At 56.6% G+C, this 16,322-nt stretch carries 13 protein-coding genes; 7 read left to right on the top strand and 6 right to left on the bottom strand.

Going from position 1 to position 16,322, the window contains the following annotated elements; genetic code table 11:
* Window positions 1-2 precede the first annotated feature (2 nt).
* Window positions 3-2,435: a bifunctional aspartate kinase/homoserine dehydrogenase II gene (locus ACMYSP_RS11980; protein WP_434586933.1), complete on the top strand. Its 2,433-nt coding sequence runs from the start codon at window positions 3-5 to the stop codon at window positions 2,433-2,435.
* Between the two features lie 44 nt (window positions 2,436-2,479).
* Here the strand turns inward: ACMYSP_RS11980 and ACMYSP_RS11975 are convergent, their stop codons facing one another.
* Window positions 2,480-2,851: a carboxymuconolactone decarboxylase family protein gene (locus ACMYSP_RS11975; protein WP_123758003.1), complete on the bottom strand. Its 372-nt coding sequence runs from the start codon at window positions 2,849-2,851 to the stop codon at window positions 2,480-2,482.
* 89 nt (window positions 2,852-2,940) lie between these two features.
* On the opposite strand from ACMYSP_RS11975, the gene ACMYSP_RS11970 reads away from it, so the two are divergent.
* Window positions 2,941-3,840, top strand: coding sequence for a LysR family transcriptional regulator (locus ACMYSP_RS11970; protein WP_434586932.1), 900 nt, complete (start codon window positions 2,941-2,943; stop codon window positions 3,838-3,840).
* 167 nt (window positions 3,841-4,007) lie between these two features.
* Window positions 4,008-4,898, top strand: coding sequence for a methylenetetrahydrofolate reductase (metF, locus tag ACMYSP_RS11965; RefSeq protein ID WP_123758001.1), 891 nt, complete (start codon window positions 4,008-4,010; stop codon window positions 4,896-4,898).
* Between the two features lie 31 nt (window positions 4,899-4,929).
* On the opposite strand, the gene gldA is transcribed toward metF, so the two are convergent.
* From gldA to ACMYSP_RS11950, 3 genes are all read right to left on the bottom strand, one after another.
* On the bottom strand, window positions 4,930-6,033 hold the full coding sequence (gldA, locus tag ACMYSP_RS11960; protein WP_434586931.1) for a bifunctional L-1,2-propanediol dehydrogenase/glycerol dehydrogenase: 1,104 nt from the start codon (window positions 6,031-6,033) through the stop codon (window positions 4,930-4,932).
* Between the two features lie 54 nt (window positions 6,034-6,087).
* Entirely contained in the window at window positions 6,088-6,750 is a 663-nt protein-coding gene (fsa, locus tag ACMYSP_RS11955) for a fructose-6-phosphate aldolase (RefSeq protein WP_123757999.1), read from the bottom strand.
* A 201-nt stretch (window positions 6,751-6,951) separates the two neighbouring features.
* A complete protein-coding gene (locus ACMYSP_RS11950; RefSeq protein ID WP_434586930.1) occupies window positions 6,952-7,812 on the bottom strand; it encodes a helix-turn-helix transcriptional regulator in 861 nt (286 codons plus the stop codon).
* 153 nt (window positions 7,813-7,965) lie between these two features.
* Here ACMYSP_RS11950 and zinT point away from each other — a divergent pair, with 153 nt between their 5' ends.
* Window positions 7,966-8,616, top strand: a complete 651-nt coding sequence (gene zinT / locus ACMYSP_RS11945; RefSeq protein ID WP_434586929.1) for a metal-binding protein ZinT — start codon at window positions 7,966-7,968, stop codon at window positions 8,614-8,616.
* 108 nt (window positions 8,617-8,724) lie between these two features.
* On the opposite strand, the gene ppc is transcribed toward zinT, so the two are convergent.
* Window positions 8,725-11,376 (bottom strand): phosphoenolpyruvate carboxylase, encoded by a 2,652-nt coding sequence (gene ppc, locus ACMYSP_RS11940; RefSeq protein ID WP_434586928.1) that lies wholly within the window; start codon window positions 11,374-11,376, stop codon window positions 8,725-8,727.
* 255 nt (window positions 11,377-11,631) lie between these two features.
* The gene (gene argE / locus ACMYSP_RS11935) at window positions 11,632-12,783 is read right to left on the bottom strand and encodes an acetylornithine deacetylase (protein WP_434586927.1); all 1,152 of its coding nucleotides are present in this window, start codon (window positions 12,781-12,783) and stop codon (window positions 11,632-11,634) included.
* Window positions 12,784-12,960: 177 nt separating this feature from the next.
* Between argE and argC the strand changes: the two genes are divergently transcribed.
* The 3 genes from argC to argH all read left to right on the top strand — a co-directional run bounded on the left by argC (window position 12,961) and on the right by argH (window position 16,192).
* Entirely contained in the window at window positions 12,961-13,965 is a 1,005-nt protein-coding gene (gene argC, locus ACMYSP_RS11930; RefSeq protein WP_434586926.1) for an N-acetyl-gamma-glutamyl-phosphate reductase, read from the top strand.
* Between the two features lie 6 nt (window positions 13,966-13,971).
* Complete coding sequence (gene argB / locus ACMYSP_RS11925; protein WP_434586925.1) at window positions 13,972-14,748, top strand: acetylglutamate kinase; 777 nt, start codon at window positions 13,972-13,974, stop codon at window positions 14,746-14,748.
* 70 nt (window positions 14,749-14,818) lie between these two features.
* Complete coding sequence (gene argH / locus ACMYSP_RS11920; RefSeq protein ID WP_434586924.1) at window positions 14,819-16,192, top strand: argininosuccinate lyase; 1,374 nt, start codon at window positions 14,819-14,821, stop codon at window positions 16,190-16,192.
* The last annotated feature ends 130 nt before the right edge of the window (window positions 16,193-16,322 follow it).

The following is a 16,322-nucleotide window of genomic DNA, read 5'->3' as shown; positions in this document are numbered from 1 at the left end:
ACATGAGTGTGAATGCGCAGGCAGGGGCGAAGGGTCGTCAGCTGCACAAATTTGGTGGGAGTAGTTTAGCGGATGCGAAATGTTACCTGCGTGTCGCAGGGATCATGACGGAATACTCGCAGGCGGGTGACATGATGGTTGTCTCCGCCGCGGGTAGCACCACCAACCAGCTGATTAGCTGGCTGAAACTCAGCCAGACCGATCGCCTTTCTGCGCATCAGGTGCAGCAGTCGCTGCGCCGTTATCACATGGAGCTGATCGCCAGCCTGCTGCCAGCAGACGCCGCCGATACGCTGATCGCCACCTTTATTCACGATCTCGAGCGCCTTGCCGGCTTGCTTGACAGCGGCGTGACCGATGCGGTCTACGCCGAGGTGGTCGGTCACGGTGAAGTCTGGTCCGCACGCCTGATGGCGGCAGTCCTGAACCACTTAGGGCAGGAAGCGGCCTGGCTTGATGCCCGCAGCTTCCTGCGTGCTGAACGCGCCGCACAGCCGCAGGTGGATGAAGGCCTGTCCTATCCGCTGTTGCAGCAGTTGATGGCGCAACACCCGAACAAACGCCTGGTGGTGACCGGTTTTATCTCGCGCAACAACGCGGGTGAGACGGTTCTGCTGGGCCGCAACGGCTCCGACTATTCCGCGACCCAGATTGGCGCGCTGGCCGGGGCTTCTCGCGTCACGATCTGGAGCGATGTGGCCGGGGTCTATAGTGCCGACCCGCGTAAGGTAAAAGATGCCTGTCTGCTGCCGCTGCTGCGCCTGGATGAAGCCAGCGAGCTGGCACGTCTGGCCGCGCCAGTGCTGCATGCTCGTACACTGCAGCCGGTCTCCGGTAGCGATATCGATCTGCAATTGCGCTGTAGCTATACCCCTGAACAGGGCTCCACGCGCATTGAGCGTGTGCTGGCCTCCGGTACCGGCGCGCGTATTGTGACCAGTCATGATGATGTGTGCCTGATTGAATTCCAGGTGCCTGCTGGCCAGGATTTCAAGCTGGCGCATAAAGAGCTGGATCTTATCTTTAAACGCGCCCAGCTGCGCCCGCTGGCGGTTGGTGTTCATGCTGACCGTAAGCTGCTGCAGTTCTGCTATACCTCGGAAGTCGCCGACAGCGCGCTGCGGCTGTTGGACGAAGCCGGTCTCCCGGGCGAACTGCGTCTGCGTCAGAAGCTGGCGCTGGTGGCGATGGTCGGGGCCGGCGTCAGCCGTAATCCACTGCACTGTCACCGTTTCTGGCAGCAGCTGAAAGGGCAGCCGGTTGAGTTTACCTGGCAGTCCGAAGAGGGTATCAGCCTGGTCGCGGTGCTGCGTGCCGGCCCGACGGAAAGCCTGATTCAGGGTCTGCACCAGTCGCTGTTCCGCGCAGAGAAACGCATTGGCCTGGTGCTGTTTGGCAAAGGCAACATTGGTTCGCGCTGGCTGGAGCTGTTCGCTCGCGAACAAAGCACGCTTTCCGCGCGCACTGGTTTTGAATTTATTCTCGCCGGGGTGGTGGATAGCCGCCGCAGTCTGCTGAACTACGACGGTCTGGATGCCAGCCGTGCGCTGGCCTTCTTCAACGACGAGGCCGTCGCCCAGGATGAAGAGTCACTGTTCTTGTGGATGCGCGCTCACCCGTATGATGATTTAGTGGTGCTGGACGTGACCGCCAGCGAGCAGCTGGCCGATCAGTACCTGGATTTCGCCAGCCATGGTTTCCATGTGATCAGCGCGAATAAACTGGCGGGCGCCAGCAGCAGCGACAAATACCGTCAAATCCACGATGCGTTTGAGAAAACCGGTCGTCACTGGCTGTACAACGCCACCGTCGGCGCGGGCTTGCCTGTGAACCACACGGTGCGCGATCTGATTGATAGCGGTGATACCATCCTGGCGCTGAGCGGCATTTTCTCCGGTACGCTCTCCTGGTTGTTCCTGCAGTTTGATGGCACCGTACCGTTCACCGATCTGGTCGATCAGGCATGGCAGCAAGGGCTGACGGAGCCGGACCCGCGCGTTGACCTGGCGGGGAAAGACGTTATGCGTAAGCTGGTGATCCTCGCCCGCGAGGCCGGGTATGACATCGAACCCGATCAGGTTCGTGTGGAATCGCTGGTGCCTGCGCACTGCGAAGAGGGATCTGTCGATCACTTCTTTGAGAATGGTGAAGAGCTGAACGAGCAGATGCTGCAGCGTCTGGAAGCGGCCCGTGAAATGGGGCTGGTTCTGCGCTACGTGGCGCGTTTTGATGCCAACGGCAAAGCACGAGTCGGCGTTGAAGCGGTCCGTGAGGAGCACCCTTTGGCAGCGCTGCTGCCGTGCGACAACGTGTTTGCGATTGAGAGCCGCTGGTACCGCGATAACCCGCTGGTGATCCGCGGCCCGGGTGCCGGCCGCGATGTGACCGCTGGCGCCATTCAGTCGGACATCAACCGTCTGGCGCAGCTGCTGTAACTCGACTCTGTCACGAGACCAGGCGTTGGTCTGGTCTCGTCGTATCAGCGTGCAGCGAACACCTCTTTGGCGGCAAACAGGCCATTCAGCGCCGCCGGGAATCCGGCATATACCGCCATCTGCATGATCACTTCGAGAATCTCTTCCTGCGATAAACCCACGTGCAACCCAGCGGCAATGTGCACTTTGAGCTGCGGGGCGGCATTGCCCAGCGCGGTTAGCGCGGCAATGGTGGCAATTTCACGGCTGCGCAAGTCCAGCCCCGGACGGGCGTAGATATCGCCGAACGGGAACTCGATCAGATAGCGGGCAAAGTCCGGGGCGATAGCCTGCAAACTGGCTACGACGGCATCGCCGCCTTTGCCGTCAACGCGCTGCAACATCTCAAGGCCGGTAGTATAACGTTCTGATGTCATGATCTTTCCTCATAGTGATAATGTGCTGTAAGGAGAGTAGAGGCATCGGGAAGCGTTGAGTAATACCCTTTTCGTGATACCTTTCCGGTATGACAAATTTGCGCTTATCTTCTCTGGACATGCGGTTGCTGCGTTATTTCGCGGTGGTGGCGGAAGAGAACAATATCAGTCGGGCAGCGCAGCGGTTGTTTATTTCACAGCCGCCGCTGAGCCGGCATATCCGCCAGCTGGAAATGCTGCTGGGGGTGACGCTATTTGTCCGTCACACCAAAGGGCTGATACTGACCGCAGAAGGTGAACGGGTGCTGGAGACGATCCGGCCGTTGCTGGCGCTGCAGGAGCATACGTTGAGCGCGTTAAGCCAGCTCTCCCGCGATCGGCAGCAGCCGTTACGACTGGGGCTGACAACCGCATTTGAACAGGGGATCTTTGCGCCGCTGGAATCGGCCCTGAGCGGCCACGTCAGCGCTCTGCACCTCATCCGACAATCTTCACCGGCCCTGGCTCAACAAGTGCGCAGGGGCAAGCTGAGCGCCGCGCTGGTGGCGCTGCCGTTAGATGCCGACGGTTTAACCTTTTCACCGCTGCCCTATGATGAACCGCTGATTGCGGCGCTGCCTGCTTCATGGCCGCAAGCCAGTATGGCCCGACTGCCCTTACACGCTCTGAATCATCGGCCGCTGTTCTGGTTTAAGCGGGAGCGTAATCCGGCGTTTTTTGACCATACCCGGCGCCTCTTTGAACGTGCTGGTTATACCCCAACCTATGTTGAAGAGCCTGCCGAACATGATGTCCTGCTGGCGCGTATTGCGCGTGGCGAAGGGATGATCCTGCTGCCGGCCTCATTTGCGGCTATTCAGCGTCAGGGGGTAGCGTTCCAGACGCTGGAGGATGCCCGTCTGCATCTGACGCTCGGATTATTAACCCGGCCGGAAGATAACGCGTTGCGTGATTGGTTGCTGCCGTTAATTGAAGAATCATTAACTTAGCGTTGAGCGACATGAATTAATCTCATCTTCGCTGAATATTCCTCACTGTTTACGCTGATTTTTCTATTGACGCCTGCCCGCTTTTCCGTCATTTTTACATCTGGACGTCTAAACGTATAGAAGTTCGCAACACGACAAACAATAAAATGCGATTGATGAGGTAAGGTATGAGCTTTTTTCACGCCAATCAGCGGGAAGCCCTGAATCAGAGCCTGGCAGAAGTGCAGGGCCAGATTAACGTGTCTTTTGAATTCTTCCCGCCGCGCACCAGTGAAATGGAGCAAACCCTGTGGAAGTCCATCGATCGCTTAAGCAGCCTGAAGCCGAAGTTTGTCTCGGTGACCTACGGTGCGAACTCCGGCGAGCGTGACCGTACCCACAGCATCATCAAAGGCATTAAAGAACGTACCGGTCTGGAAGCGGCACCGCATCTGACCTGTATCGACGCCAGCCGTGACGAGCTGCGCGCTATTGCCCAGGACTACTGGAACAACGGCATTCGTCATATTGTCGCTCTGCGGGGTGATTTGCCGCCGGGCAGCGGCAAGCCGGATATGTACGCCGCCGATCTGGTGACGTTGCTGAAAGAAGTGGGCGATTTTGATATCTCCGTGGCGGCCTATCCGGAAGTGCACCCCGAGGCCAAAAGCGCGCAGGCGGATCTACTGAATCTGAAGCGTAAAGTCGATGCGGGCGCAAACCGGGCGATCACCCAGTTTTTCTTCGACGTTGAAAGCTATCTGCGTTTTCGCGATCGCTGCGTGTCGGCCGGCATTGATGTCGAAATTATTCCCGGGATCCTGCCAGTTTCTAACTTCAAACAGGCGAAGAAGTTTGCCGACATGACCAACGTGCGTATCCCTACCTGGATGTCGAAAATGTTTGAAGGCCTGGATAACGATGCGGAAACCCGCCAGCTGGTCGGGGCGAACATCGCCATGGACATGGTGAAGATTTTAAGCCGGGAAGGGGTGAAGGATTTCCACTTCTACACGCTGAACCGTGCTGAGATGAGCTACGCGATTTGCCACACTCTGGGCGTTCGCCCGGCGGTATAAAAAAATGGCCCTCAACGAGGGCCATTCTGTTTTATTCCCATTCCTGCAGGAAACGCTGGCCGTACTGATCGGCGACCAACAGCGCGGCGTAGACCTGATCGGCCGTCGCGCCGCCAGGCATATTGTGGATGGTTTCTCCCTCTGCGCAGGCAGCTTCCGCTACGGCGCGCATCTTGCCCGGAATATCCCCTTTAATATTCAGCTGCGCCAGGGTGATTGGCAGGCCGACGCTGTGGCACAGTGCGGCAACGGTTTCGATCTCTTCCACCGGGGCATTTTCCAGCACCAGCTGGGTCAACGTACCGAAAGCGACTTTTTCACCGTGGTAGAAATGGTGGGCATCAGCCAGTACCGTCAGCCCGTTATGGATTGCGTGCGCCGCGGCCAGACCGCCGCTTTCAAAGCCCACGCCGCTCAGATAGGTGTTGGCTTCAATCACTTTCTCCAGCGCTGGCGTGACGACATGTTGCTCCGCCGCCAGCATCGCTTTTTCGCCTTCCTCTATCAGCGTGTTGTAGCACAGCTCGGCCAGCGCCAGCGCGGCCTGAGTGCACTGACCTCCCGCCATGGTCGTGGCGCCGCTGCGTGAACAGGCGCGGGCTTCAAACCAGGTCGCCAGCGCATCGCCGATACCGGCGGCCAGCAGGCGCGGTGGCGCACCAGCAACGATTTGCGTATCGACAATCACCATATTTGGGTTGCGTGGCAGCATCAGATAGCTGTCAAACTCCCCTTCATCGGTATAGATAACCGAGAGGGCGCTGCAGGGGGCATCCGTTGAGGCAATGGTCGGGGCAATCACCACCGGAAGGTGCATAAAGTGAGCTAATGCTTTTGCGGTATCCAGCGTTTTACCGCCGCCGATACCCAGCACGGCATGACAGTTGGCTGAACTAGCAATGTCCTGCAAGCGGTTGATTTCATTGCGTGAGCATTCGCCGCCAAACGGGACGATTTCCGCCACCAGGCCCGCGTCTGTCAGGCTTTTACGCAGTTTTTCCTCGGCAAAACCCAGAACAAACTTGTCTCCCACTATCAGCCAACGTTCGGCCAGTGGCTTGAGGTACTCGCCAAGGCGGGTGATGGCGTTCGCGCCCTGAATATATTTGCCCGGGGATTGAATAATGTGATCCATTTCTTTTCCTCCTGGATGATCGTGGCACCGCCCTTTGGCGGCGCGCCGATCGGGTTACAGGTTCAGATTTCCAAAAGCGTTATTCCAGTCTTGCTCAAACTTCTCTATGGCTGACTCTACCGCGGGGGTGCCAAGCATTTGTTGCGCTACGTCTAAAGGAAGGGTGATAGCTTCACAGCCTGCTAACAGACAATCCAGCGCCTGACGTGGGGTTTTAAAGCTGGCGGCCAGCACCTTGCTCTCTGGCGCATGGAGCTCCAGCAGGGATTGCAGCTCCTGCACCATGCGAATGCCGTCACCGCCCTGGGCATCGACGCGATTGACGTAAGGGGCAACATATTTTGCGCCCGCCAGCGCCGCCAGCAGTCCCTGGGAGGCGCTATAGACCGCGGTGCCCAGGGTCGGGATGCCTTCTTTCTTCAGCAGTTTGATCGCGGCTAGGCCTTCGGCGGTGACCGGGATCTTGACCACAATCCCCGGTACGGCATTGCTCAGGCGTTTGGCTTCCGCCACCATACCTTCGGCATCGCGACTCATGGTCTGGGCAAACAGCGTTCCCTCTGGCCCGACGGCTTTTTGCAGGCGTGGGAGTACCTCCCAGACCGGCGTTTTGCCTGCAGCGATAATACTGGGGTTGGTGGTGACGCCAGCCAGGGGATAGATGCGTGCCAGGCGTTCAACTTCTGCTACGTTTGCGGTGTCCAGATAGAGTTCCATAGCCTTTCCTCGATGCTCAATTCAGTGATGTTGAGATAAGGATACGGCTTCTCATTGATGGGTCGCCAGATGACAAATTTGCCAAAAACTGGATAAATGTACGCATTGCGGTTAAGGATGATTTAGATCACGTTTCTCCCGGTATACCTGATACGCCTGGGCAGATTAATCAGCGAAATATGAAGAAACACTTACAAAAATCTAGTTTTGCTGGGTTTCTTTTTCTGTCAGTTGGCTGTGGTACTGGCGGCGATATTCGGAGGGCGAGCGTTCGGTATTTTTACGAAACAGGCGGCAGAAATAGTTGCTGTCGGCAAAGCCGCAGGCGTGGGCGACATCTTTAACCTTCATGTCATGACCTTTTAGCAGCATCCTGGCCTGTTCGAGACGGACGTGATTCAGGTACTCGTTAAACCCCATTGGCCCGCATTTCTGGAACAAGTGGGAGAGATAGTTTGGCGAGAGATAAAATTCCTGCGCGACTGATTCGCGGGTTAACGGCTCGGCAAAGTGAGCCTCGATATACTGACGGATTGCCTCAAACAGCGCCTGACTACGGGACGCGGTTTGTACCTGGCTGCCGAGGAGGTCGGCGCAGTGGCTCAGCAGGCTGATAACAATACAGCGCGTTGTCCGTTGTTCCTGGGGCTGCATCAGCATCTCGTTGAGCGCCTGTAGCAGAAAAGATCCGGTACGGGGGCCGCGACGCGGAACCTGAAGTTTTTCCTCAACCTGCAGCTGACTGCCGTCCCAGCGCTGCAGAGTAAACACCAGCTGCTGCTTGCCAAACATGATGCTCAAGGTGCGACAGGGCGAGATCCTCTGGGGAAGATTCCATCCTCCGGCGGGGATATACAGCGCGTCATATTGGGTAAGTATTGGCGGATCGGCTTTTATGCCAGGATCGTACAGCTGGCCTTCAAGCATGATTTCAAGACGTGAAAAATCGGCCTTCTGCACCTCATCGGCAGCCGGACGGTGGGTGCTGGCAAAGCGGATCTGCCGGATCGCAGCCGGACCGGTAATTAACGCGTCGATGAGTTGATTGAGATCGGTATCCATACTTGCTCCATACAAGGCGCCTCGTATTTATCATACCGGACAGAGCTGAAAGGGTAAAAGCCGGCTCAGGATGGCGGGATAACGATGTTGCACGATGTGTATGATATGTTATATCGTAACATAACGTTGCAAGCGTTAACTCAGGAGAATGTAATGACCATAAAGATGTCTGCCCTTGCGTTGGGTGTTGGCCTGCTATTGGCCAGTGCTCAGACCTTTGCTCACGGCAATCATAGCCATGGACCCGCGTTAACCGAGGCGGAGATAAAAGCAAGCGAGGGCATTTTTGCCGATGGGGACGTTAAGGATCGGTCGCTAAGCGATTGGGATGGGATCTGGCAGTCGGTGAACCCTTATTTGCTCAATGGCGATTTGGATCCGGTGCTGGAGCAAAAAGCCAAAAAAGCGGGCGCTAAGAGCGTGGCCGAGTATCGGGAATATTATAAGAAAGGCTATGCCACCGATGTTGACCAGATTGGGATTGAGGACAACGTGATGGAGTTTCACATTGGTAAAACGGTCAATGCCTGCCAGTACGCCTATTCCGGCAAGAAGATCCTGACCTATGCCTCGGGTAAGAAGGGCGTGCGCTATCTGTTCGAATGCCAGCAGGCTGACTCAAAAGCGCCGAAATTTGTGCAGTTCAGCGATCATATTATCGGCCCGCGCAAATCACAGCATTTCCACATCTTTATGGGTAATGAATCGCAGGAGGCATTGCTGAAAGAGATGGATAACTGGCCGACCTATTATCCGTATGCCCTGCACAAAGAGCAGATCGTCGACGAGATGCTGCACCATTAATGAAAAAGGCCAGTGAATAAAAAACCCCGGTCGCGCGATGCTGGCCGGGGTGTTTGTTGCCCGGATAAGGCGTAAACGTCGCTATCCGGGACGGGTATTGCGCAGAGATTAGCCGGTGTTACGCATACCGGCAGCAACGCCGGCGATGGTGACCATCAGCGCCTGTTCGACGCGCGGATCCGGCTCTTTGCCTTCTTCTTCCGCCAGACGTGAACGGTGCAGCAGTTCTGCCTGCAGAACGTTCAGCGGGTCGGTATAGATGTTACGCAGCTGGATGGACTCGGCGATCCACGGCAGGTCGGCCATCAGGTGGGAATCGTTAGCAATATCCAGTACCACGTTGATCCCGGTAGAGAGCAGCTCACGCAGTTCGGCACCCAGCTTCCACAGCTCCGGGGTTACCAGGCGCTGATCGTAATATTCCGCCAGCCACAGGTCAGCTTTCGAGAACACCATTTCCAGCATGCCGAGACGGGTTGAGAAGAACGGCCAGTCGCGACACATGGTTTCCAGCTCGCTCTGTTTACCATCTTCCACCACTTTCTGCAGCGCGGTACCTGCACCAAGCCAGGCCGGCAGCATCAAACGGTTTTGCGTCCAGGCAAAAATCCACGGAATGGCGCGCAGGGATTCGACGCCACCGGTCGCACGGCGTTTTGCCGGACGAGAACCCAGCGGCAGTTTACCCAGCTCCTGCTCCGGCGTTGCGGAACGGAAGTAGGGGACGAAGTCTTTATTTTCACGCACATAGCCACGGTACATCTTGCAGGAGATGTCAGACAGCTCGGCCATGATATGACGCCACTCCGGTTTTGGTTCCGGTGGTGGCAGCAGGTTGGCTTCCAGTACCGCGCTGGTGTACAACGACAGGCTGCTGATGGTGACTTCAGGCAGGCCGTATTTAAAGCGAATCATCTCGCCCTGTTCGGTCACGCGCAGGCCACCTTTCAGGCTACCTGGAGGCTGAGACAGCAGCGCGGCGTGTGCCGGCGCGCCGCCACGACCGATGGAACCGCCGCGGCCATGGAACAGCGTCAGCTCAATCCCGGCTTTTTCGCAGGTTTTAATCAACGCATCCTGCGCCTGATACTGCGCCCATGAGGCGGCCATGACGCCGGCATCTTTTGCGGAGTCAGAATAGCCAATCATGACCATCTGTTTGCCCTGAATAAAGCCGCGATACCAGTCGATATTCAGCAACTGGGTCATGACGTCATTGGCGTTATTCAGGTCGTCCAGGGTTTCAAACAACGGTGCGACAGGCAGGGCGAAGCCAATACCGGACTCTTTCAGCAGCAGGTGCACGGCCAGCACGTCGGACGGGGTTTTCGCCATTGAGATCACATACGCGGCGATGGATCCGTACGGCGCCTCGGCGATCACTTTACAGGTGTCGAGGACTTCGCGGGTTTCGTTGCTTGGCTCCCACTGACGTGGCAGCAGCGGACGTTTGGAATTCAGTTCGCGGATCAGGAACGCTTGCTTGTCGGCTTCTGACCAGCTTTCGTAATCGCCGATACCCAGATAGCGGGTCATCTCGCCCAGCGCTTCGGTATGACGGGTGCTTTCCTGACGAATGTCGATGCGAACCAGCGGTACGCCGAAAGATTTCACGCGACGCAGCGTATCCAGCAGCTCGCCGTTGGCGATGATGCCCATGCCGCAGGACTGCAGCGACTTATAGCAAGCGTACAGCGGTTCCCACAGCTGTTCGTTCTGGGTAATCAGGCCTGCCGGCTTCGGCAGTTTCTGCCCCTTCAGACGGGCTTCCAGCCAGGCCTGGGTTTCCATCAGCTGGGTACGCAGCTTTTTCATCAGATAGCGATACGGTTCCTGTGCCCCTTCCGCACCGGCCAGTTCGCGCAGCTCGTCGGTACATTCAACCATCGACAGTTCCGAGATCAGCAGTTGAATATCTTTCAGGAACAGGTCAGTCGCTTTCCAGCGGCTCAGCAGCAGCACGTGACGGGTAATATCGGCGGTGACATTCGGGTTACCGTCGCGGTCACCGCCCATCCAGGAGGTGAAACGCACCGGGACGAAGTCTACCGGCAGCTGGTAGCCGAGGTTCTCTTCCAGCTGTTCGTTCAGCTCGCGCAGGTAGTTTGGTACCCCTTCCCACAGGCTGTTTTCAACAACGGCAAAACCCCATTTGGCTTCATCAACCGGAGTCGGGCGGTATTTGCGGATTTCATCAGTATGCCATGACTGGGCAATCAGCTGGCGCAGACGGCGCATCAACTGGTGGTGCTCGTAGTCAGCGATATCTTTGTTATCAAGCTGCTTCAGGCAGTTGTTCACTTCCACCATTTTGTGGATCAGCGTACGGCGGGTGATCTCGGTGGGGTGAGCGGTAAGGACCAGCTCGAGAGACAGGGACTCCACCGCTTTCTTAATGGTCTCTTCGTTGAGATGAGGTTGGTCTTTGAGCTTTCTCAGGGTGCGGGCAATCACTTCCGGGTTGCTGGCCGCTTCACCGTTCGGTGAAATGCTGTGGTATTGCTCTGCGGTATTCGCCAGATTCAGAAACTGGCTGAAAGCACGGGCCACCGGCAGCAGCTCGTCATTGGACAAGTTTTGCAGCGTGGTCAGCAATTCCTGGCGGTTGGCTTCATTGCCGGCGCGAGAAGACTTGGACAATTTACGGATAGTTTCGACACGATCAAGAATGTTCTCTCCCAGTGCATCCTTGATGGTATCGCCTAGCACCTTACCGAGCATACTGACATTACTACGCAAAGCGGAATATTGTTCGTTCATGTTACCCCAGACACCCCATCTCATTTTATTTTGTTATATCCGGCGCTCTGCAACAGTGAGCATCGGATAAGCAGCCGTCTTTTATAAAGCCACGTAAAAACCCCCACGTCAATTGTTGCGAAATCGCTTCAGCAAACGAATAAATGACGGTAATTTGCGAAATTTAACTCAGAGGTCGCCTGATAAGCATTACTTATGGAAATGTGACCAGAATCACCGTCCCGCCCTGGCAAAAGCGGCGGGAGCGGACTGCCCTTAATGCCAGCAGAAATGATGGACAACCTGGGTTATTAGCTCCCGGGTTGGCTTAATAAACCGGGTTTCCAGGTATTCATCCGGCTGGTGCGCCTGGTTAATGGAGCCTGGGCCTAATACTAACGTCGGGCACAGCGTCTGGATAAACGGCGCCTCGGTGCAGTAGTTCACCACTTCGGTTTGGGCACCGAGCAGTTTTTCCACGACCTGAACCAGACGGTGGTCTGGTGGACATTCGTAACCAGGAATTGGTGGATGCAGTTCGGACACCGTCAGGCGGCCCGGCCAGCGTTCGCTTACCGGTGCCAGCGCTTCATCCAGCAGCCCGTTAAGATCGTTGAGCGTCATACCCGGCAGCGGGCGAATATCCATATGCAGCTCGCAGCAGGCGCAGATACGGTTTGAGGCATCGCCGCCATGAATCGCGCCGAGATTGAGCGTTGGATACGGCACGGTAAACGCCGCATAGTGATAACGCTCTTTTAAGTCGTCGCGTAGCTGCATGATGCGGCCGATGGCATCGTACATCAGCTCAATGGCGTTCACGCCGCGTGCCGGATCGCTGGAGTGGCCAGACTGGCCCTGGATACGAATCGCGTTGGACATATGGCCCTTATGTGCGCGCACCGGCTGCAGAGAGGTCGGTTCACCGATGATGGCGCAGTCCGGACGCAGCTGGGTGGTTTCGGCAAAGTAACGGGCGCCGGCCATACTGGTCTCTTCATCGGCGGTGGCCAGGATGTAGAGCGGCTTTTTCAGCGTGCTGACATCGACATCGCGCAGGGCATCAAGGATAAAGGCGAAAAAGCCTTTCATGTCGGCGGTGCCGAGGCCGTACAGTTTGTTGTCGTGCTCGGTCAGGGCGAAAGGATCGCGGGTCCAGCGGCCGTCATCAAACGGCACGGTGTCGGTATGCCCGGCGAGCAGCAGGCCGCCTGCGCCGTGGCCGGTACTGGCCAGCAAATTGAATTTATTGCGCGTCCCCGGCACCGGCTGGACTTCAACATTGAAGCCAATATCGCGGAACCAGCCAGCGAGTAAATTGATTAAAGTCTCATTACTTTGATCCAGTGCTTCTTCGGTTGCACTGATGGAAGGTGTGGCGATCAATGCGCGGTAAATCTCGATAAAGGGCGGTAAATTGTTTTTCATTGTTGACACACCTCGGGTCATGATAGTATCAATATTCATGCATTATTTATGAATAAAAATACATTATCGTTGAGCGTAAGAAAACCCATAAAATGCAGGGAGACTCTTACGGCTTAACTGGGTGAGGAAGCGAGACGCTTCCTGGGCAAATATGACGTAAGAAGGTGAAGAGCCCCGATGTTGAAGACGCTGATTGTGGGTGCCAGCGGTTATGCCGGCGCAGAGCTAGTGACCTATGTAAATCGCCATCCTCATATGACCATAACCGCTTTGACGGTCTCCGCGCAAAGCAATGATGCAGGGAAATTAGTTTCCGATTTGCATCCGCAGCTGAAAGGCATTGTGGATCTGCCGCTGCAGCCGATGTCAGATATCAGCGAATTTAGCGCCGGCGTCGATGTTGTCTTCCTCGCGACCGCACATGAAGTGAGCCACGACCTGGCGCCGCAGTTTCTTGCCGCAGGCTGCGTGGTGTTCGACCTGTCGGGCGCCTTCCGCGTGAACGACGGTGCGTTTTACGAAAAATATTACGGTTTTACGCATCAGCATCCGGCCCTGCTTGAGCAGGCGGTTTACGGTCTGGCTGAGTGGAACGCCGACGCGCTGAAAGAGGCGAATTTAGTCGCTGTCCCGGGCTGTTATCCGACGGCGGCTCAGTTGTCATTGAAACCGTTGATCGATGCGGACCTGCTGGATCTGAACCAGTGGCCGGTGATCAATGCGACCAGCGGCGTCAGCGGCGCAGGGCGTAAAGCGGCCATCAGCAATAGCTTCTGTGAAGTCAGCCTGCAGCCGTATGGCGTATTCAATCATCGTCACCACCCGGAAATCTCCACCCACCTTGGCGCGGAGGTTATTTTTACCCCTCACCTTGGTAATTTTAAACGTGGGATCCTCGAAACTATCACCTGCCGTCTGAAGCCTGGCGTGAGCAAAGATCAGGTTGCCGCCGTGTTCCAGCAGGCCTATGCCAATAAGCCGCTGGTACGTTTATATGATAAAGGCGTGCCGGCATTGAAAAACGTCGTGGGTCTGCCATTCTGTGATATCGGTTTTGCCGTTCAGGACCAGCACATTATTGTGGTGGCGGCGGAAGATAACCTGTTGAAAGGTGCGGCGGCACAGGCAATACAGTGCGCGAATATTCGTTTCGGCTACGCTGAGACGCAGTCTCTTATTTAAGGTGTGATGATGAACCCATTAATAATTAAGCTCGGCGGCGTGTTACTCGATAGCGAAGAAGCGCTGGAGCGCCTGTTTACCGCACTGGTGAATTACCGTGAAGCCCATCATCGCCCGCTGATTATCGTGCACGGTGGCGGCTGTGTAGTAGATGAGTTGATGAAGCAGCTCAACCTGCCGGTGAACAAGAAAAATGGCCTGCGGGTCACGCCAGCGGATCAGATCGATATTATTACCGGCGCGCTGGCGGGAACCGCCAATAAGACGCTGCTGGCATGGGCGAAAAAACACCATCTGGCTTCCGTGGGCCTGTTCCTCGGCGATGGTGATAGCGTTAAGGTGACACAGCTGGACGAAGAGCTGGGCCACGTCGGTCTGGCGCAGCCGGGTTCGCCTGCGCTGATTAACACTCTGCTGGCGGGTGGCTATCTGCCGGTGGTCAGCTCCATCGGGGTCACCGATGAAGGGCAACTGATGAACGTGAATGCCGACCAGGCGGCGACCGCGCTGGCGGCAACGCTCGGTGCGGACCTGATTCTGCTGTCCGATGTTAGCGGCATTCTTGATGGTAAAGGCCAGCGCATTGCGGAGATGACCGCGGCGAAGGCAGAGCAGCTGATCGAGCAAGGCATTATTACCGACGGCATGATTGTGAAGGTAAATGCGGCACTGGATGCGGCGCGCACGCTGGGTCGTCCGGTAGACATCGCCTCGTGGCGCCATGCGGAGCAACTGCCGGCGTTGTTTAACGGCACGCCTATCGGCACGCGTATTCTGGCCTGATTTAACACAGTTGAAGACGGGGGCACAGGGCTTCCCGGCAGCATAAAACCAAATTTGAAGGAAGCACATTATGGCACTTTGGGGCGGGCGTTTTACTCAGGCAGCCGATCAGCGGTTCAAACAGTTCAACGACTCTTTGCGCTTCGACTATCGCCTGGCGGAGCAGGATATTGTTGGCTCTGTCGCCTGGTCTAAAGCGCTGGTGACGGTGGGCGTGCTGAGTGCCGCCGAGCAACAGCAGCTGGAAGAGGCGTTAGGTGTGCTGCTGGAAGAGGTGCGGGCGAATCCGCAGCAAATCCTTGAAAGCGACGCGGAAGATATTCACAGCTGGGTGGAAGGCAAGCTGATCGACAAAGTGGGTCAACTGGGCAAGAAGCTGCATACCGGGCGTAGCCGTAACGATCAGGTCGCTACCGACCTGAAACTGTGGTGTAAAGACACCGTCGCGGAGCTGCTGTCGGCTAACCGCCAGCTGCAAAGTGCGCTGGTGGAGACGGCACAGGGCAACCAGGATGCGGTGATGCCAGGGTATACCCACCTGCAGCGTGCGCAGCCGGTGACTTTTGCCCACTGGTGCCTGGCCTATGTTGAAATGCTGGCGCGTGATGAAAGCCGTCTGCAGGATGCCCTGAAACGTCTGGATGTCAGCCCACTGGGCTGCGGTGCGCTGGCGGGGACCGCCTATGACATCGACCGCGAGCAGCTGGCCGGTTGGCTGGGTTTTGCCTCGGCGACCCGCAACAGCCTCGATAGCGTTTCTGACCGTGACCACGTACTGGAACTGCTCTCTGATGCATCGATTGGCATGGTGCACCTGTCACGCTTTGCCGAAGACCTGATTTTCTTTAATACCGGGGAAGCCGGTTTTATTGAGTTGTCCGACCGCGTTACCTCCGGCTCCTCCTTGATGCCGCAGAAGAAAAACCCGGATGCGCTGGAGCTTATCCGCGGTAAATGTGGCCGTGTTCAGGGCGCGCTGACCGGGATGATGATGACCCTGAAAGGCCTGCCGCTGGCGTACAACAAAGACATGCAGGAAGATAAAGAAGGGCTGTTCGACGCACTCGATACCTGGCTGGATTGCCTGCATATGGCGGCGCTGGTGCTGGATGGTATTCAGGTCAAGCGCCCGCGCTGTGAAGAAGCGGCGCAGCAGGGCTATGCCAATGCCACCGAGCTGGCGGATTACCTGGTCGCTAAAGGGGTTCCGTTCCGCGAAGCGCACCATATCGTTGGTGAAGCGGTGGTGGAAGCTATTGCCCAGGGCAAACCGCTGGAAGATCTGGCGCTGGCCGACCTGCAGAAATTTAGCAACGTGATTGCCGATGATGTCTATCCGATTCTGTCGCTGCAGTCTTGCCTGGATAAGCGTTCGGCAAAAGGCGGCGTCTCACCGCAGCAGGTCGCTAAGGCAATTGACGACGCCAAACAGCGTCTGGTGTGAATGCGCGATTTTCACGGATCATTCTAACGGGGTGAGTCGTTGAAAAGCAGTCAACGAGGCTCGGGCCAGGCCCGGGCTTTTTTTATGCAAAAAAAAAAGCGGACACAAGGTCCGCAAAAGTTCACGTTGG

It is taken from the genome of Klebsiella sp. R390 (genome assembly GCF_051131745.1).
Lineage (GTDB): Bacteria > Pseudomonadota > Gammaproteobacteria > Enterobacterales > Enterobacteriaceae > Klebsiella.
This window is presented reverse-complemented; position numbering and strand designations above follow the sequence as displayed.

Bases quoted from the DNA above. Each gene is read 5' to 3' on its own strand.
- metF (WP_123758001.1), top strand. From the start codon at position 4,008: ATGAGCTTTTTTCACGCCAATCAGCGGGAAGCCCTGAATCAGAGCCTG.
- ACMYSP_RS11970 (WP_434586932.1), top strand. From the start codon at position 2,941: ATGACAAATTTGCGCTTATCTTCTCTGGACATGCGGTTGCTGCGTTAT.
- ppc (WP_434586928.1), bottom strand. From the start codon at position 11,376: ATGAACGAACAATATTCCGCTTTGCGTAGTAATGTCAGTATGCTCGGT.
- argB (WP_434586925.1), top strand. From the start codon at position 13,972: ATGATGAACCCATTAATAATTAAGCTCGGCGGCGTGTTACTCGATAGC.
- gldA (WP_434586931.1), bottom strand. From the start codon at position 6,033: ATGGATCACATTATTCAATCCCCGGGCAAATATATTCAGGGCGCGAAC.
- argC (WP_434586926.1), top strand. From the start codon at position 12,961: ATGTTGAAGACGCTGATTGTGGGTGCCAGCGGTTATGCCGGCGCAGAG.
- ACMYSP_RS11950 (WP_434586930.1), bottom strand. From the start codon at position 7,812: ATGGATACCGATCTCAATCAACTCATCGACGCGTTAATTACCGGTCCG.
- argH (WP_434586924.1), top strand. From the start codon at position 14,819: ATGGCACTTTGGGGCGGGCGTTTTACTCAGGCAGCCGATCAGCGGTTC.
- ACMYSP_RS11975 (WP_123758003.1), bottom strand. From the start codon at position 2,851: ATGACATCAGAACGTTATACTACCGGCCTTGAGATGTTGCAGCGCGTT.
- zinT (WP_434586929.1), top strand. From the start codon at position 7,966: ATGACCATAAAGATGTCTGCCCTTGCGTTGGGTGTTGGCCTGCTATTG.
- argE (WP_434586927.1), bottom strand. From the start codon at position 12,783: ATGAAAAACAATTTACCGCCCTTTATCGAGATTTACCGCGCATTGATC.
- fsa (WP_123757999.1), bottom strand. From the start codon at position 6,750: ATGGAACTCTATCTGGACACCGCAAACGTAGCAGAAGTTGAACGCCTG.
- ACMYSP_RS11980 (WP_434586933.1), top strand. From the start codon at position 3: ATGAGTGTGAATGCGCAGGCAGGGGCGAAGGGTCGTCAGCTGCACAAA.